This window comes from Halobacillus kuroshimensis DSM 18393 (genome assembly GCF_000425705.1).
GTDB lineage: Bacteria > Bacillota > Bacilli > Bacillales > Halobacillaceae > Halobacillus > Halobacillus kuroshimensis.
Genome location: NZ_AUDY01000016.1, coordinates 126,372 through 142,756, shown reverse-complemented (window position 1 = coordinate 142,756; position 16,385 = coordinate 126,372). Strand labels below are relative to the sequence as shown.

14 protein-coding genes are annotated in these 16,385 nt (G+C 46.8%); 9 read left to right on the top strand and 5 right to left on the bottom strand.

Going from position 1 to position 16,385, the window contains the following annotated elements; genetic code table 11:
• Positions 1-114 precede the first annotated feature (114 nt).
• From H615_RS21705 to H615_RS0119880, 4 genes are read right to left on the bottom strand one after another with little or no spacing between them, the layout of a single operon-like run.
• The gene (locus tag H615_RS21705) at positions 115-627 is read right to left on the bottom strand and encodes a hypothetical protein (RefSeq protein WP_156896540.1); all 513 of its coding nucleotides are present in this window, start codon (positions 625-627) and stop codon (positions 115-117) included.
• A 7-nt stretch (positions 628-634) separates the two neighbouring features.
• Positions 635-850, bottom strand: a complete 216-nt coding sequence (locus tag H615_RS22610; protein WP_169516227.1) for a hypothetical protein — start codon at positions 848-850, stop codon at positions 635-637.
• The gene (locus H615_RS0119885; RefSeq protein WP_027956774.1) at positions 847-1,299 is read right to left on the bottom strand and encodes a DUF948 domain-containing protein; all 453 of its coding nucleotides are present in this window, start codon (positions 1,297-1,299) and stop codon (positions 847-849) included. The genes H615_RS22610 and H615_RS0119885 overlap by 4 nt, the downstream gene beginning before the upstream one ends.
• Before the next feature lie 7 nt (positions 1,300-1,306).
• The gene (locus H615_RS0119880; protein ID WP_027956773.1) at positions 1,307-1,723 is read right to left on the bottom strand and encodes a DUF948 domain-containing protein; all 417 of its coding nucleotides are present in this window, start codon (positions 1,721-1,723) and stop codon (positions 1,307-1,309) included.
• 406 nt (positions 1,724-2,129) lie between these two features.
• On the opposite strand from H615_RS0119880, the gene glgB reads away from it, so the two are divergent.
• The 9 genes from glgB (at position 2,130) to H615_RS0119835 (ending at position 14,946) form a co-directional block, all read left to right on the top strand.
• Positions 2,130-4,043 carry a 1,4-alpha-glucan branching protein GlgB gene (gene glgB, locus H615_RS0119875; RefSeq protein ID WP_027956772.1) on the top strand — a complete coding sequence of 638 codons (1,914 nt, stop codon included), beginning with the start codon at positions 2,130-2,132 and terminating at the stop codon, positions 4,041-4,043.
• Positions 4,040-5,197, top strand: coding sequence for a glucose-1-phosphate adenylyltransferase (locus H615_RS0119870; protein ID WP_027956771.1), 1,158 nt, complete (start codon positions 4,040-4,042; stop codon positions 5,195-5,197). Before glgB ends, H615_RS0119870 begins: the two co-directional genes overlap by 4 nt.
• Before the next feature lie 17 nt (positions 5,198-5,214).
• Positions 5,215-6,321 carry a glucose-1-phosphate adenylyltransferase subunit GlgD gene (glgD, locus tag H615_RS0119865; RefSeq protein WP_027956770.1) on the top strand — a complete coding sequence of 369 codons (1,107 nt, stop codon included), beginning with the start codon at positions 5,215-5,217 and terminating at the stop codon, positions 6,319-6,321.
• Positions 6,322-6,422: 101 nt separating this feature from the next.
• A complete protein-coding gene (gene glgA / locus H615_RS0119860) occupies positions 6,423-7,853 on the top strand; it encodes a glycogen synthase GlgA (protein WP_027956769.1) in 1,431 nt (476 codons plus the stop codon).
• A gap of 26 nt (positions 7,854-7,879) precedes the next feature.
• Positions 7,880-10,318, top strand: a complete 2,439-nt coding sequence (locus H615_RS0119855; protein WP_027956768.1) for a glycogen/starch/alpha-glucan phosphorylase — start codon at positions 7,880-7,882, stop codon at positions 10,316-10,318.
• Between the two features lie 20 nt (positions 10,319-10,338).
• Positions 10,339-12,258 (top strand): glycoside hydrolase family 13 protein, encoded by a 1,920-nt coding sequence (locus H615_RS0119850; RefSeq protein WP_027956767.1) that lies wholly within the window; start codon positions 10,339-10,341, stop codon positions 12,256-12,258.
• Positions 12,259-12,270: 12 nt separating this feature from the next.
• Complete coding sequence (locus tag H615_RS0119845) at positions 12,271-12,645, top strand: PH domain-containing protein (RefSeq protein ID WP_027956766.1); 375 nt, start codon at positions 12,271-12,273, stop codon at positions 12,643-12,645.
• A gap of 114 nt (positions 12,646-12,759) precedes the next feature.
• Complete coding sequence (rpoN, locus tag H615_RS0119840; RefSeq protein WP_027956765.1) at positions 12,760-14,061, top strand: RNA polymerase factor sigma-54; 1,302 nt, start codon at positions 12,760-12,762, stop codon at positions 14,059-14,061.
• Positions 14,062-14,121: 60 nt separating this feature from the next.
• Positions 14,122-14,946 carry a YihY/virulence factor BrkB family protein gene (locus tag H615_RS0119835; protein WP_027956764.1) on the top strand — a complete coding sequence of 275 codons (825 nt, stop codon included), beginning with the start codon at positions 14,122-14,124 and terminating at the stop codon, positions 14,944-14,946.
• Positions 14,947-14,987: 41 nt separating this feature from the next.
• Here the strand turns inward: H615_RS0119835 and H615_RS0119830 are convergent, their stop codons facing one another.
• Positions 14,988-16,040 carry a DmpA family aminopeptidase gene (locus tag H615_RS0119830; RefSeq protein WP_027956763.1) on the bottom strand — a complete coding sequence of 351 codons (1,053 nt, stop codon included), beginning with the start codon at positions 16,038-16,040 and terminating at the stop codon, positions 14,988-14,990.
• Positions 16,041-16,385: the final 345 nt, after the last annotated feature.

Below are 16,385 nucleotides of genomic sequence, written 5' to 3'. Positions count from 1 at the left end.
TTTTCATTATAAACGGGTTAAATTTCTAGAGATAGAAATAACCCGAATAACGGGGCACTTTTTTATAAGTGTCCATTATTCGGGTTATAGTTCATGTCTCAGGGACTTTTTCTATTAAGAGCGTGTATTGATTTCAGTGACGTTGTCCTGTGTATTGGAAGGGGTGAAGGCTTTTCCTGCTGTTGGAGTAGTCTGCTCTTCCTCATCGCTGGAAAGCTCTTCTTTCGCTTCTCTGGCTTTGTCTCCGACTTCCTGCAGTTCTTCGCCGGCATCTTTAGCTGTGGAAACAATTTCTTCAGACTCTTCTTTGATGTCCTTCACTTTGTCGGTGATTTCTCTGCCTTGGTTGTTGAAGACCTCCTGCACGGTGGCAGCCGCTTCAGATGCGATATTGACGATATTACGGACACGTGTAACAAGGTCATCTTTTTTCTCTGATGGATTTTCCTTTACCTCGGAAGCGTATTGCGCTACAGAATCCTTCTTCGCGCGGGATCCTTCTTTCAAACGGCGGCGTTGTTCAGGGTCTTTGGCCAGAACAATCGCTCCTCCGATAAGAGCTCCGGTTACAATAGCGATGGGAAGCTTTTTGCTCCCGCTTTTTTTGGTCGTCTGTTGAGTTGTCATAATTGAATCACCTTTCTATCCTTATATTTTTTTGAGCTTCATTCCTCATTGTTTCTCTGGCGGTCTGAATGTCTTCATACTGAATTTTACCCGTCTGATAAAACTCACCCTTTTTACGCTCCATCTTCATTTTGGCAATGGATGGATCACGCGTGAGGGAGTTGATAAGTATGCCTGTCAGAGCACCTGCCGTCAATCCTGATACCCATTCAAGAGTCTTCATGATGTCGTACGATCCAGCTGGGCTGCTGATTTGAGCGCTTTTCTTTTCTGAGACAGGTAATAAGTCATGGCAAGCGCTCCATAAATGCCCCGCCAGCCTTCTTCATTAATCTTCTGCTCTCCTTCAAAGGTGGTATTCTTCAAGGAAGAGGTCATATCTACAAGAGAAGAAGTGAGCTTCCTGGAGGATTCTCCAATATCTCCAACGATATAGAATAACGGGCTCAATGCTTTAATCTTTTCATTCACATCGGCCAGTGTATCATTACTGTTATGCAGAACGCCGGTCGTTTCCTTCATGACGGAGTCCAATTGTTCCGGGAGCTGATCCACAGTTTCGCGGACACCGCTTAAAACACCAGCAAGGTTATTGAGAGCTTTAATAAGAAAAATAGAGACCACGGCAAAAGCGATTCCGATGATGAGTACGCCGATTCCTAGAAAATCCATGCCAACCTCACTCCTTTATTTTCTTTCGTTTCCATTTTACATATAAATCAATGGCTGCATCGCCCCACTGCATGGCTTTAATGACGTTCTCATTACGCTCGTGGGAGGCGTGGGCCACACTTTCTGAAACCCCTTGAAGGGAACTGTTCACATTTCCTACGGTCGATCCCACATTGTTGACGGCATCCATCAACCCGTTGATGCTCTGGGTTTTCTCTTCAAGATCAGCCGCCATTGAATTGGTTTTTTTCAACAGGCTTTCTGATTCGGAGGTAATCCCCTGAATCTGGCCTTCCACTTTCTCCAGTGTTTGGGAAACACTGGACATCGTATGGGATGCTGTCTTTAATGTTTTCACAACAAAGATACTGATGAAGGCAAAGGCAATTGCGATGATGAGTAGTCCAAGTCCTGCTAATGACATCTCGTTCCACCTCTCTTAAATTCGGTTTGTAAAAGCTATACCACTATTCTTTTTTGCTGAAACGCTTCTTGAAAAGAAAAAATCTGCCAGCCCTTGATAGAAGATAAAGGGAGGGGGCCCATAGACTCAGAGAATCGGTGGTTTCTATTTTTGTAAGCAGGGGAATAGAACAAAATATGTAAACGCTTACTTAAAAAGGTTCTTAACGAAAAGTTAACAAATGGACGGACGCCATGGTTATTCGACATTTTTCGACAAAACTTTTCAGAATATTTTCATCAATTGCAATTGTAAATCTATACAGGTGATTTTATGATGAATATAGGAGATAACAAACGTTTCCGAATTGATTGATAGGCAGCTGGTCTAGTCATAAAGTTTGATTATTGAGACGAGGAGTGATGGTGTGGTCCAGGGTACATCTTTAGAACATGATATTTATTTATTCCATGAGGGGAATCTCCGGTACAGCCACAAACTGCTGGGGGCCCATCCGGATACGAGGAACGGAGAGCAGGGCATCCGTTTTGCCGTCTGGGCTCCGAACGCCGTTAAGGTCAGTGTCGTCGGTCCATTTAACAACTGGGACGGACGGGAACACCCGATGGAAAAGATCAATGACAACGGCGTGTGGATCGCTTTTCTTCCCGGCTTGGAAAAAGGAACGATTTATAAATACGAAATTTTAACTCCTCACGGACATCTCCGCTTGAAAGCTGATCCGTATGCATTTTCAAGCGAACTCCGTCCAAATACCGCTTCGGTTGTCTATCCGCTGGATGATTATGCATGGGGCGACCATGACTGGATGAACCAGCGGAAAGGACGTAATCCCTATGAATCACCCATGTCGATCTATGAACTTCATTTAGGGTCCTGGAAGTACATAGAGTCGGAGGTTTTTTACAATTTCCGTGAATATGCAGATATGGTGATTCCTTATGTGAAAGAACTCGGCTATACCCATATCGAACTTCTACCTATGACAGAGCATCCGTTTGACCGCTCCTGGGGTTATCAGGCGACCGGATACTTTTCCGTGACCTCCCGTTACGGCACCCCGGATGACTTCAAGTATTTTGTCGATCAATGCCACAAATCTGGAATCGGTGTCATATTGGACTGGGTACCGGGCCACTTCTGCAAGGATGAACATGGACTTCGCAGGTTTGACGGGGAAGCGCTTTATGAATATGCCAACCCTAGTAAAGCTGAGAAAACACAGTGGGGGACGCTTACGTTCGACTTCGCCAGAAACGAAGTACAGAGCTTTCTCATCTCCAATGCTGTGTACTGGCTGAAAGAATATCACCTGGACGGCCTGCGTGTGGACGCTGTTGCCAGTATGCTCTACCTCGACTTCGGTAAGGAAGACGGAGAGTGGGAGCTGAATGAATACGGCGGGCGTGAAAATATTGAGGCCATCGATTTCATCAGAAAAATGAATAAAGCCGTTTTTGAAGAAGTTCCGGATACGCTGATGATGGCGGAGGAATCGACGTCCTGGCCGCTTGTCAGTGCACCGACACATATCGGTGGACTCGGGTTCAATTACAAGTGGAACATGGGCTGGATGAATGACATGCTCAAGTATATGGAAATGGACCCGATCCACCGGAAGTATCATCATAATTTAATTACCTTTTCTCTTCATTACGCCTTTTCCGAGAACTTTGTATTACCGATTTCTCATGACGAAGTCGTCCATGGAAAGAAATCGTTATTAAATAAAATGCCGGGCGACTATTGGCAGAAATTCGCCAACCTGCGTGCATTTCTCGCTTATATGTACGCCCATCCCGGTAAGAAGCTTCTATTTATGGGAGGTGAATTCGGACAATTCGACGAGTGGAAGGACTTGGAGGACCTGGACTGGGAGCTGCTGGACTACGACTCCCACGCCTCTATTTTGGAGTACACGAAACAGCTTCACCAGATGTATCAGGATATGCCTGCATTGTGGGAGCTCGATCACAAACCAGAAGGGTTCACATGGATCGATCCGAATAACTATGAGCAAAGCATTATATCTTTTGTACGGAACAGCCGGACATCAAACGATCAATTAGTCATAGTATGCAACTTCACTCCGGAGGTCTACCACGATTATAAAGTCGGAGTGCCTGAACAAGGCTCATACGAGGAAATTTTCTCGAGTGACGCGGAGCACTTTGGTGGTTCCGGTCAGAGAAACGGACTGCCCCTGGACACGATATCCTCTCCATGGCAGGGCCAGAACCAGCATGTCACCATGACGGTTCCCCCGCTCGGTGTGAGCTTCCTGAAAAGAACATCAGTAAATCAAGGAGGAGAATCATGAAAAATAAAGAATGTGTAGCGATGCTTCTAGCTGGTGGGCAGGGGACCAGATTGAAATCATTGACGAAACAGATCGCCAAACCTGCCGTATATTTCGGCGGTAAATACCGGATCATTGATTTTCCGCTGAGCAATTGTACGAATTCAGGCATTGATACAGTAGGCGTACTTACACAGTACGAGCCGCTTATTTTAAATGATTACATCGGCATTGGAGATACATGGGACCTGGACCGTAAATTCGGCGGTGTGTCGGTGCTCCCTCCATTTATGCAGTCGGAAGGCGGCGGCTGGTATACAGGGACGGCGAATGCCATCTACCGCAACCTGAAATTCCTGAATCAGTATGATCCGGAGCACGTCCTGGTCCTGTCCGGGGATCATATTTATAAGATGGATTACGGCGCGATGCTTGATTACCATAAGGAAACGGATGCGGACGTGACGATTTCTGTTATTGAAGTTCCGTGGGAGGAAGCGAGCCGTTTTGGAATTATGAACGCCGACGATAACGGGAAGATTACAGAATTTGATGAGAAACCTGAATATCCGAAGAGCAACCTGGCCTCCATGGGTGTCTACATTTTCCGCTGGGATGTACTGAAGCAGTACTTGATTGATGATGCGGAAAAAGAAGATTCCTCCCATGATTTCGGGAAGGATATCATTCCGGCTCTTCTTAATGATTATAAAAAGATGATGGCTTATACATTCGAGGGTTATTGGAAGGACGTCGGAACGGTCCACAGCCTCTGGGAGGCCAATATGGACCTGCTCAAGAAGAATCCTGAATTGGACCTTAGTAATTCCAGATGGCGCATCTATTCTAAAAATCCAAACCAGCCGCCGCAGTATATTGCACCGTCAGCTTCGGTGAAGAACGCACTGATTAATGAAGGATGCCGGATTTACGGTGAAGTAGATACATCGGTTATTTTCTACGGTGTCCACGTTAGCGAATCTTCTATTGTCAAAGACTCTGTCATTATGCCGGATGTCAAAATCGGCAGAAATGTCACGATCAACCGTGCCATCATCTCCAAAGGATCGGTGATTGAGGATGGAGCCGTGATCGGTGATCCTTCACCAGACAGCGAAATCACGCTGGTGGCAGATGAAGGAAGTGTTCTGGCAACAAGCTATGCTACAAACTGATTTTTGAGGAGGATATTATGGATCGTATCGCTGGAATTATTAACCTGGACCATGAGCAGGATATGCTCGATGAACTTACGTACTTCCGCTGCGGGGCAGCGGTTCCTTTTGCCGGACGCTACCGGATGATTGATTTCGCCATTTCTAATATGACCAACTCCCGGATTGAATCCGTAGCTGTCTTTGCGAGAAGAAAATACCGTTCGCTGATGGACCATCTCGAACAAGGAAAAGCCTGGGATCTGGACCGCAAACGGGGCGGCCTTTTCATCCTGCCCCCTGACTGGAATGATCCGACCGATATTTCCCGCGGGGATCTGCAGCATTTCCATAACAACATCGATTTCATCAACCGGACTCTGGCGGATTATATCGTCATCTCCGGATCCCAGCACATCTGCAACATCGATTATCAGGATGTCCTGCAGGAGCACAAGGAATCAGGGGCGGACGTAACGGTCATTTATAAAAAAGTGGACGAAATGTATTCCGAGCATGAACGCGCTCACAAGCTTGATATCGATGGGAATAACCGTGTGACGAATATTCACAATGATCGAAGCAGCCATAACGTCTATATGGATATGTACATCATTGACAAGGAATTTTTATACAACCTGATTGAAAAGTGCATTGCTCACGGATGCTCCAACTTCTTCCTGGATGGGATCAAAGGAAAGCTTCCGAACATTCATATCAATGCTTATGAGTACCACGGCACTCATGCGCTGATCAATTCGGTGGAAAGTTATTACCGCAACAGCGCCAAGCTGTTGAATGCATCTGAGCATGATGATTTATTCAAAGAGGATGCCCCGATTTACACGAAGGTGAAAAACGAAGCTCCATCGAATTATACCCAATCGTCTCATGTAACAAACACGATGGTGGCCAACGGGTGTGTCATTGAAGGAGAAGTCGAGGACAGCATCCTGTTCCGCGGTGTCAAAGTAGGAGAAGGGGCGGTCATTAAAAACTCCATCATCATGCAGCGCTGCGAAATCGAAGAAGGAGCGGTCCTGGAAAATGTCATTCTTGATAAGGATTGCACCATTTCCAGTGGCAAGACGCTGATTGGAGCACCTGAAAAGCCGTACGTACTAGCGAAGCGGCGATCAATGTAACCCCCTTTGTCAGGGACTGTCTGGACCTTACCGCTCGGGCAGTCCTTTTTCTTTAACAATGGTTAAGTGATGGATTGAACAAAGATAAGGAGTGGATATACGTGAATATTTTAATGGTTGGTTCAGAATGCACCCCTTTTGTAAAAACCGGTGGTCTTGCTGATGTGCTCGGTACTCTGCCGCATGCCTTGAAAAAACAGGGCGCCGATGTCCGTGTCGTCCTGCCGAAATATGAGAACATGGATGATCACTGGAAGGAACAGCTGACCCACCTGGATGAACTGGATATCACGCTTGGGTGGCGGAGCCAGTATGCAGGAATCGAATATATCAACTATGAGGGCATTCCCGTCTATTTCATAGATAACGAATATTATTTTAAACGTTCCAATCTTTATGGGTATGGAGATGAAGCCGAGCGGTTCGTTTTCTTCAATAAAGCGGTCATGGACTTTATCTGCACGCTGGAATGGACTCCGGATATCCTGCACTGCCATGACTGGCAGACCGGTCTCATCCCTGTCTACCTACATACCCACTATAAGGATGTGGAAAAGCTTCAAGGTATGAAAACGGTCTTCACGATCCATAATTTGAAGTATCAGGGGATTTATCCGCAGTCCGTCCTGCATGATCTCATGGACTTTGATGAAAGCATGATGAGAGATGATGCATTCGAATTTTTCGGAAACATCAACTTCATGAAGGGTGCTTTGAACTACGCCGATTTTATTACAACGGTCAGCGAAACTTATGCAAAAGAGATTCAAACGCCCTATTATGGGGAAAACCTAGACGGAGTACTTAGAAAACGGACTGACGAATTAATCGGAATCGTCAACGGCATCGACGAGCATAACTATAATCCTATGAAAGACGAAGCCCTTGCTTTTCCGTATCGCAGCTCCCTGATCAAGAAGGCTCAGAACAAGATGTGGCTGCAGGCTGAATTAGGTCTGCCTGTACGTAAGGAAGTACCGATGATTGGCATCGTTTCCAGAATGGTGGAACAAAAAGGGTTCGACTTGATCGGAAGGGTGATTGACGAGCTGCTCTATCATGATGATGTTCAAGTCGTCCTGCTTGGTACGGGTGAATATCAATATGAGCAGCTGTTTCAATGGGTACAGCACAGACACCCCGAAAAAATGTCAGCGAATATCCGTTTTTCAGAACCATTATCCCGTCAGATTTATGCGGCCAGTGATATGTTCCTCATGCCTTCCCGTTTCGAACCGTGCGGTATTGGTCAGCTGATTGCCTTAAGGTATCTGTCTGCTCCGATCGTCAGGGAAACAGGGGGACTTGTGGACACTGTCCAGCCATATAATGAAGAGACTGGGGAAGGGAACGGATTTTCATTTACAAACTATAACGCCCACGACATGCTGTACACGATCCGCCGGGCTGTCGAATTCTATCAGGAGCCTGCTTCTTGGCAGAATCTTGTAAAAAACATCTGCAAGAGTAAGTTCACTTGGAAAAACTCTGCGGAGCAGTACATGGATTTGTATCAAACGATGTTCCGGTAGATCTGATAGGAGGAACCTTTATGGTGATGTTCAGTAGTAAAGAGGAATTCAAGGCCGCGTTTAAGGAGCAGTTGGAGGACCGGTATGGGCGGACGCTGGAGACAGCATCGGAGTATGATACGTACCGCGCGTTAGGGACGCTGATTCAGGAGAAAATCAACAATAAATGGCTTCACACCCAGCAGCATTACAAGCGTAACAAAACGAAGCAGGTGTTTTATTTCTCGATGGAATTCCTTATGGGGCGTCTGCTTGGGAACAATCTATTAAACATGGATGTTCTGACACTTGTAGAAGAAGGACTGGATGAGCTTGGTTTGTCCCTTTCCGGATTGGAAGAGAAGGAAAGTGATGCAGGCCTCGGCAACGGCGGTCTCGGCCGTTTGGCGGCTTGTTTTCTGGATTCTCTGGCCTCTTTGGAGATGGCTGGTCATGGCTATGGTCTCCGTTATAAGTACGGCATGTTTGATCAGCATATCATCGACGGGAAACAAGTGGAATTTCCTGATTACTGGCTTTCCAAAGACTTCGTCTGGGAAGTAAGACGCCCGGATGAAGCGATCGAAGTCCGTTTTGGCGGACAGGTATCTTCCACCCGTGACAAAGAAGGAAAGCTGCATTTTAAGTATGAGCACTATGAACCGATCCAGGCGGTGCCTTACGATGTCCCGATTGTCGGATACAAAAACGAAACCGTGAATACGCTCCGGTTGTGGTCCGCGGAACCATCTGTCGGCGACACAATGTCCCGTGCTGAAAAAGAAGGGGAGTTCGGTCATTTTCTCGGCCATAAACGTTCGCTGGAATCTATTTCGGATTTTCTATATCCGGATGATTCTACAGAAGACGGTAAACGCCTCCGTTTAAAGCAGGAATATTTCCTCGTGTCCGCCGGTGTCCAGTCGGTTGTCCGCTATTTTGAAAAACTCGGAGTGCCATGGTCCTCCTTCCCTGAAAAAGCAGCCCTCCATATCAACGATACCCATCCGGCCCTCGTCATTCCTGAACTGATGCGGATCCTTATGGATGAGAAAGGAATCGGCTGGGAGGAGGCATGGGAGATCACCCGGTCATCGGTTTCCTATACGAATCATACAACCCTTAGTGAAGCGCTTGAGTCCTGGCCTGTAGGTCTTGTCCGCTCGCTGCTGCCGCGGATTTTCATGATCATCAATGAAATCAATGAGCGTTTCTGCCAGGAGCTGTGGAGCACTTACCCAGGAGATTTCGACCGCATTGCCGACCTTGCCATCGTAGCGGACGGTCAGGTGAAAATGGCCCATTTATCCATTGTCGGAAGTCACAGCATTAATGGTGTGGCAAAACTCCATACAGAAATTTTAAAACATCGGGAAATGAAACGGTTCTTCCATACCTTCCCGGATCGCTTCAACAATAAAACCAACGGAATTACTCACCGCAGGTGGCTGATGCACAGCAACCGTAAATTGGCATCACTCATTACGGAAACGATCGGCGACACCTGGATCCACGAGCCGCAGCAGTTAAGCCGGCTGATGAGCCGGAAAGATGATTTAAGCTTTCTTGATCAGCTTCACGATATTAAGCATCAGAATAAAGTGGAATTTGCAGAGTGGGTGCAGCAGACGCAGGGAATCACCGTCAATCCGCACTCCATATTCGATGTCCAGATTAAACGGCTCCACGGTTATAAGCGTCAACTGCTTAATGCTCTTCATATTATGCATTTATACAATGAATTGAAGGCAGACCCTGCGATGGAAATGGTACCGAGGACTTTCTTTTTCGGAGCCAAGGCAGCCCCGGGTTATCATTTCGCAAAAACGGTCATCCAATTGATCAACCGTATTGCAGAAGTGGTCAATAATGATCCTGCTGTAAACGATTATATAAAAGTGGTGTTCCTTCCGAACTATTCCGTGTCCATGGCAGAGAAAATCATTCCGGCGACCAATATCAGTGAGCAGATATCCATGGCTACGAAGGAAGCTTCGGGTACAGGGAATATGAAATTCATGATGAACGGCGCGGTGACGGTAGGGACGATGGATGGGGCGAACGTCGAAATCCATGACCACGTCGGGGATGATAACATTTATATCTTCGGACTCACTTCTGAAGAAATCTGGGAATATTACAATCAAGGATCCTATTCCTCCAGCAGTATTTATCACAACGACGAGCGGATCCGCCATATTCTCGATGAATTGATTCACTACAGTCCTTTTTCTAAAGGCGAAACGGAATTCCAGGCCATTTACGATGCTTTGGTCACCTATAATGACGAGTACTTTGTACTGAAAGATTTTCCGGATTATCTGCTGGCTCAGAAGAAAGTCAGTCAGGATTATCAGAGAAAGCGTCAGTGGAACTTGAAGAGTCTCGTAAACATCGCCCAGTCCGGTGTGTTTTCCAGTGATCGCACAATCCAGGAATACGCAGAGGAGATTTGGAAAATCAATCGCGTTGGGGCGCTGAAGTAGTTATATAGGGGGACGGATTTGTGAGACAAAAGGAAATGTATCATAACAGCTTTGAGGAATCCTATAGAGAGCCTTTCGGTGCTGCGCCGAAAGGTTCTGCTGTTACACTGAAACTGGATGTGCTCAATCGCCATCGTGTATCCCATGTCATCCTTCACTATATCCTTGACCGTACGGATCATGAAAAGACGAAGGAAATGGACGTATGCAGCGAGGAACACCAGTGCACGACATATGAAACGACTATAAAAATGCCGGAAAGTCCGCAGCTGATCTGGTATTTCTTTGAGATCATCTCCGAAGACCGCACCCTTTTTTACGGACGGGAGCGGAGTAATGAGAGCGGGGAAGGCAGAATTTATGATCATATTCCCCCCTCCTGGCAGATTACCGTTTATGACCCTGTTTACGAAACGCCGGAATGGTGGAAGAATGCCACGATGTATCAAATATTTCCTGACCGTTTTTATGCTGCCGGCGACATAGATATGAAAAAAGCACCGGAAACGAGCCTCGTACATGCCCATTGGGAGAATGATCCTGTTTATATCCGCAATGAGCGTGGAGAAGTCATCCGCTGGGACTTTTTCGGCGGCAATCTGAAAGGCATTACGGAAAAACTTGATTACCTCGAGACACTGGGCATTACCGTTCTTTACTTGAATCCAATTTTTGAAGCGGAAAGCAATCACCGTTATGATACGGGGGATTATCATAAGATTGATAAACTGCTCGGGACAAAGGAAGACTTCGAGGCGTTGATCGAAGAAGCGGAAAAAAGAGGCATGGAAGTTATGCTCGACGGGGTGTTCAGTCATACGGGGAGCAATAGTATTTATTTCAACCGGGAAGGGAAGTACGACTCCCTTGGTGCCTATCAATCCAAAAATTCCCCGTATTTCAGCTGGTATACATTCCACAACTATCCCAACGAATATGATGCCTGGTGGGGAGTAGGGACTCTCCCAACACTCCGGAAGGAAAATGAAGATTACCAGAATTTCCTGATTCATGATGAAGACAGTGTCATTAAAACGTGGCAGAAGTCAGGGATGAAGCACTGGCGTCTTGATGTAGCGGACGAGTTGACCGATGACTTGATCCGGCAGATTTATACCCAGCTGAAGAAGAAGGATTCATCCAGTGTGCTGCTGGGGGAAGTGTGGGAGGATGCCTCCAACAAATCTGCCTATGGAAAACGCCGCGACTATTTTCTCGGGGGCGTCCTGGATTCGGTGATGAATTACCCGATGCGGCGGATCCTGCTCGACTTTATTAAAGGGGACATGGATGCCTACACGGTGCACAGGCGTTTGATGACCTTATGTGAGCACTATCCGAAAGAATACTTTTATGCCGTGATGAACATGCTCTCGAGTCATGATGTCGAAAGAATTTATACAATGCTGGCAGACTTTCTGCCTGATGATTTTTCAGATGAGCAGAAAGAGCAGCTCATCTTCAAGCAGATCAAGGCTCTCAGTCTATGGATCTATGCTTTTCCAGGTGTACCTTCCCTGTACTATGGCGATGAAGCCGGGCTGACAGGGGGAGCGGATCCGGATAATCGTAAACCATATCCTTGGGGAAGAGAAAACCAGGAACTGCTTGACTGGTATACCGAAATTGGGAAGTGGCGGAAAGAGCATGACGTCCTCCGTACAGGGCATTGGAAGTCCTTTGCACTGGATGACGATGTTATCGGATTTGAGAGATGGAATGAAAACAATGTCGACCATTTTGGAAATGAAGCGGCGGACGAGCGGATTCTCTTTTTGTTCAACCGGAACCTCCGGGAAAAGCGGGAAATTAATATTCCCATTCAAAAAGGAAAGTGGCAGCAGCTGGAGAATAAGAAAAGTATATTCAGTTCAAAAAACAACTGGCTGACGATCAAACTGGATCCGTCAGAGAATATGATTCTACGGTTAATGAAATAGGAGGCGTAACCAATGGGTTTCTTAGATGGATTAATGGGAAACGCGTCCGAAGTGGACGTAACGAAGCTTGAAAAGGATTTGAAAGATATCCTTGCCGGTGGAGAGCAGGTAGAGAGCGGTTATAAGGTGCTCCGCGACTCGTTCATCTTTACAAACAAACGTCTGCTTCTCGTGGATAAGCAGGGCATGACGGGGAAGAAAGTGGAGTACCACTCCATTCCGTATAAAAGCATCACCCATTTCAGCGTAGAAACAGCTGGAAGCTTCGATATGGATGCTGAGCTGAAGATCTGGATTTCAGGGTCATCCGAGCCGATCGGAAAACTTTTTAAGAAGGACAGCCCGATTGAATCCGTTCAACAAACACTGGCTGAACATGTGTTATGACTTTTGCAGCCTTCTTCCGTGTAAAGGAAGAAGGCTTTTGCTATTGAAAAATGACCGCCGTTCAAGCATCATGGAAGTACACTATTATGAAAGCGTTACCAAAGAGGTGTTCTCATGAAGCTTGAGCTTGTTCAGAAACAAACGACAGGGTTATTTATGACAACGGAAATGCGCCAGGCTGTTCAAATGCTTCAATATTCAGCAGGTGAGTTATGGGAGTATGTGCAGCGGGAGGTTGATGAAAACCCGCTCCTTCATTTTTCTGTCGACGCTGCATCCATGTTCTACAAGAAAGGTGCATCGATGAATTTCATGGAAGAAATGACTCCTGATCAAGCATCATGGAGGGATAATATAGAGGACCAGATCCGGCTGCTGCAGGTGTCTGAAGAGACGAAAGAGATGCTGATTTTTCTTGCAGGGCATCTGGATGATGACGGTTTTTGTGAAGCATCGGACGAGGAGACAGCAGAAACCTTTCATACGACGTTGGAATCAGCGAGGAACGTACGCATGTCTATGTTTAACCTGGATCCGGAAGGTGTAGGCTGCCGGAACATAAGGGAGTATTTGGTTTTTCAGGCCGTCCGGCGCTTTCCTGAGGATGAAAAACTGCCGCTGATCATCCGGCATCACTTGGATGATCTGGCCCTTGGAAACTGGGAGGAGATTGAAAAGTCTACAGGCATACAGCGGGAGGAAGGAGAGGAAGCACTTTTGCGGTTAAAGCAGTTGAATCCGAGACCGCCGGCTGCTTCTTTATCTCCATCCATTCCATCTCTCCCCCCTGATTTAATATTGGAAGAAACCGAAGAAGGGTATCAGCTTCACGATCCTTATTCCATGACGAAATACCTGGGGTGGGACCATGAACTCCTTGAGTTGTACGATACGAATGCAGAAGCCGCCGGTTTTTTTGAAGAAGACTATAAACGGGCACGATGGCTGATCCAAAGCGTGGAAAGCAGGAAGAACACCCTCCTGCAGACGGCTGAAGTCGTCGTCCGCCATCAGCGGGAGTTTTTCAAAGGCCGTTCACTGCAGCCGCTGACGCTTAAGAACGTGGCAGATCAGATCGGTGTGCATGAATCCACCATCAGTCGTGCGGCTGCCAATAAAGTCATGCAGACACCAAAAGGGCTGTATTCCCTGAAGAGCTTTTTCGTCACAGGGTATCAAAGTGAGGACGGAAGAGGATATTCATCGGGTTATGTGAAAGAAAGGATCGCCGGGATGATCGAGGGGGAAGATAAAAGGAAACCATACTCCGACCAAAGCATCAGCCGCCTCCTGCTTCAACAGGAAGGTCTGCACATATCGAGAAGAACGGTAGCCAAATACAGGGAGACTATGAAAATTGCATCCTCCTCACGCAGGAAGGACACATCCAAAAAGCTTCACCTCCTACATTCCTAGGTTAATATTCTCCTAAATGGGGGATAGACTATTAAAGTGGAGTGAAGGAGGAGAGAAACGTTGAAGAAGATCATTGATTATACGAAAGCGGTCATCAAGGAATTCCAAAAAGATAATGTCCCTCTGCTTGGGGCCGCCCAGGCTTATTATTACTTACTATCCATTGTTCCGATGCTGATTCTGCTATTATCTATACTCCCCTATTTGAATATTGATTCTGAGACGGCAATCCAGGCCATGGGCAACGTTCTTCCGAGCGGCACCGTTGATGTATTCCGTGAAAATATCGTTGCGGTAGTGGAACAGCCGAACGGGGGGCTCCTTACAGTTGGTATTCTGGGTACGCTCTGGTCCGCTTCCAGTGGGATCAATGCATTCATACAATCGGCTAATGAAGCTTATGAAGTGGAAGAAACGAGGTCGTTCATCAAAGTGAGACTGCTGGCGATCGCGTTGACGGCAGGCATGATTGTAGCGATTGTCGTTGCTCTTGCGCTTCCGGTGTTCGGACAGGTCTTGATTGACTTCATCAATCTTCCAGCTCAGACGGAAATACTTATGCAGGTGCTGCGCTGGGTGATCAGTATATCTGTCATCGGCCTCGTATTGATGGCCCTTTATCATTTCGCACCAAATAAGAACATTCCATTCAAGCATATTCTTCCTGGGGCAGTGATTACTGCGCTTCTCTGGCAGGTCATTTCCCTGGCTTTCTCGTTTTACGTAACGAACTTTGGAAACTATTCTGCGACGTATGGAAGTCTCGGTGGTGTCATCATCCTTATGCTTTGGTTTTTCCTGACCGGTATCATCTTAATGGTCGGTGCGGAAATCAATGTCGTCTATCACCGACGCCACGGAGGCAGAAAATCAAAAGCGGCGTAAATGTGAAGGAGGTCTCCCGTCCTATGAGGAGACCTCCTTTTTTATTGGAGGGAGAAGTTGAATTTCTCAAGAAGTTCAGGCAGCGTCGGTCGGTAATGTCCGTTCCTTCCTTTCCCAGGCTCTGCATGAAGCAGTGATTCCAATACAGCCTCTTCGCAGGACTCGCGTACAGCTCGGAATGCCGCATCGATATCCTCTTCATGAAGCATTTCTAAAGACAAGGGGTGGTCCGGTTTGTCATGCGGAATGGTTCCAGCCGTTGTAAAACCGATGACAACTTCACCACTGCCATTACCGATAATAGACCCGGTCCTGGACAATCCGGCTGCTGCCCGTTTGAGTATCCGCTTCAACTGCCGCTCTGTAACAGGGAGATCCGTCGCGCAGATGACCATCACCGAACCGCGGTCCTTCTCCTGTGTTTGATGTGCTTCACTCAGCTCTTTCCCAACCGATCTTCCATCGATCCGCAGGTCACTCAGCGTCCCGAAGTTGGTCAATGTCAGAACACCGAGGGTATACGATCCGTAGGCGAGGTCGATTTTACGTGAAGCTGACCCGATGCCGCCCTTCATGGAGTAACATACCATGCCTGTCCCCGCTCCCACACTTCCTTCTTCAAAATCATTTTCCGCCCTTCGCAGCGCATGCCATACATCCTCCTTCGCTACGCTGCGGTTTCGGATATCATTCAAATGCATATCATTGCACTCGCCGACGAGGGGGTTGACCGTCCCTGTCGTCCGTCCGATTTCAGGGTTCCGCTCCAAGCTGTAATCAACGAGGGCATCGTAAACACGGCCGACTGCAAACGTATTGGTTAAGGCGACAGGGGTTTCCAACGTCCCCATTTCTTCGACCTGGATTAATCCGGTGGTTTTCCCGAAGCCATTGATGACATGGGAGGCGGCCAGCAGCTTTTGTTTGAAAAGATTCCCCTCATGCGGAAGGATGACCGTTACCCCTGTGTGTGTATCTCCATCTGTCAGTGTTTGATGACCGACTTTGACACCGGGTACATCGGTGATTTGATTTCGTCTCCCCGTCTCCATTTCTCCAATTGTAATTCCGTATGTTCTTGTTTTTGTTCCCATCCATAGTCCCTCCCTGTCTTCTCAATACTTTCTAAATGCAGGGCTGGAATTCCTTTTTATGTATGAAAATACATCCATCGGTTTTAATATACGTTCAAACGCTCGTGAATAAAGGGTTTTTGTATGGAAAAGTGAATAAAATAAATTTTCTTTTGAAAAATCTCAAAAAATATTTGGTTGCGCTTACATCGTTTTTATAAGTGGATTTGTAAAGGATTGTCATTGTCGTATTTGCATGAAAATTCAGCTGTCATGCCTGATGAAGGCGTGATTCTTCCATATGTTCATGCTATACTAGTAAGAAACTGAAAAGACAGAATTTTTCTATTATTGCCTGCAACCTTC

Bases quoted from the DNA above. Each gene is read 5' to 3' on its own strand.
- H615_RS21705 (WP_156896540.1), bottom strand. From the start codon at position 627: ATGACAACTCAACAGACGACCAAAAAAAGCGGGAGCAAAAAGCTTCCC.
- H615_RS0119870 (WP_027956771.1), top strand. From the start codon at position 4,040: ATGAAAAATAAAGAATGTGTAGCGATGCTTCTAGCTGGTGGGCAGGGG.
- H615_RS22610 (WP_169516227.1), bottom strand. From the start codon at position 850: ATGAAGACTCTTGAATGGGTATCAGGATTGACGGCAGGTGCTCTGACA.
- H615_RS0119845 (WP_027956766.1), top strand. From the start codon at position 12,271: ATGGGTTTCTTAGATGGATTAATGGGAAACGCGTCCGAAGTGGACGTA.
- H615_RS0119830 (WP_027956763.1), bottom strand. From the start codon at position 16,040: ATGGGAACAAAAACAAGAACATACGGAATTACAATTGGAGAAATGGAG.
- glgD (WP_027956770.1), top strand. From the start codon at position 5,215: ATGGATCGTATCGCTGGAATTATTAACCTGGACCATGAGCAGGATATG.
- rpoN (WP_027956765.1), top strand. From the start codon at position 12,760: ATGAAGCTTGAGCTTGTTCAGAAACAAACGACAGGGTTATTTATGACA.
- H615_RS0119855 (WP_027956768.1), top strand. From the start codon at position 7,880: ATGTTCAGTAGTAAAGAGGAATTCAAGGCCGCGTTTAAGGAGCAGTTG.
- H615_RS0119880 (WP_027956773.1), bottom strand. From the start codon at position 1,723: ATGTCATTAGCAGGACTTGGACTACTCATCATCGCAATTGCCTTTGCC.
- H615_RS0119885 (WP_027956774.1), bottom strand. From the start codon at position 1,299: ATGGATTTTCTAGGAATCGGCGTACTCATCATCGGAATCGCTTTTGCC.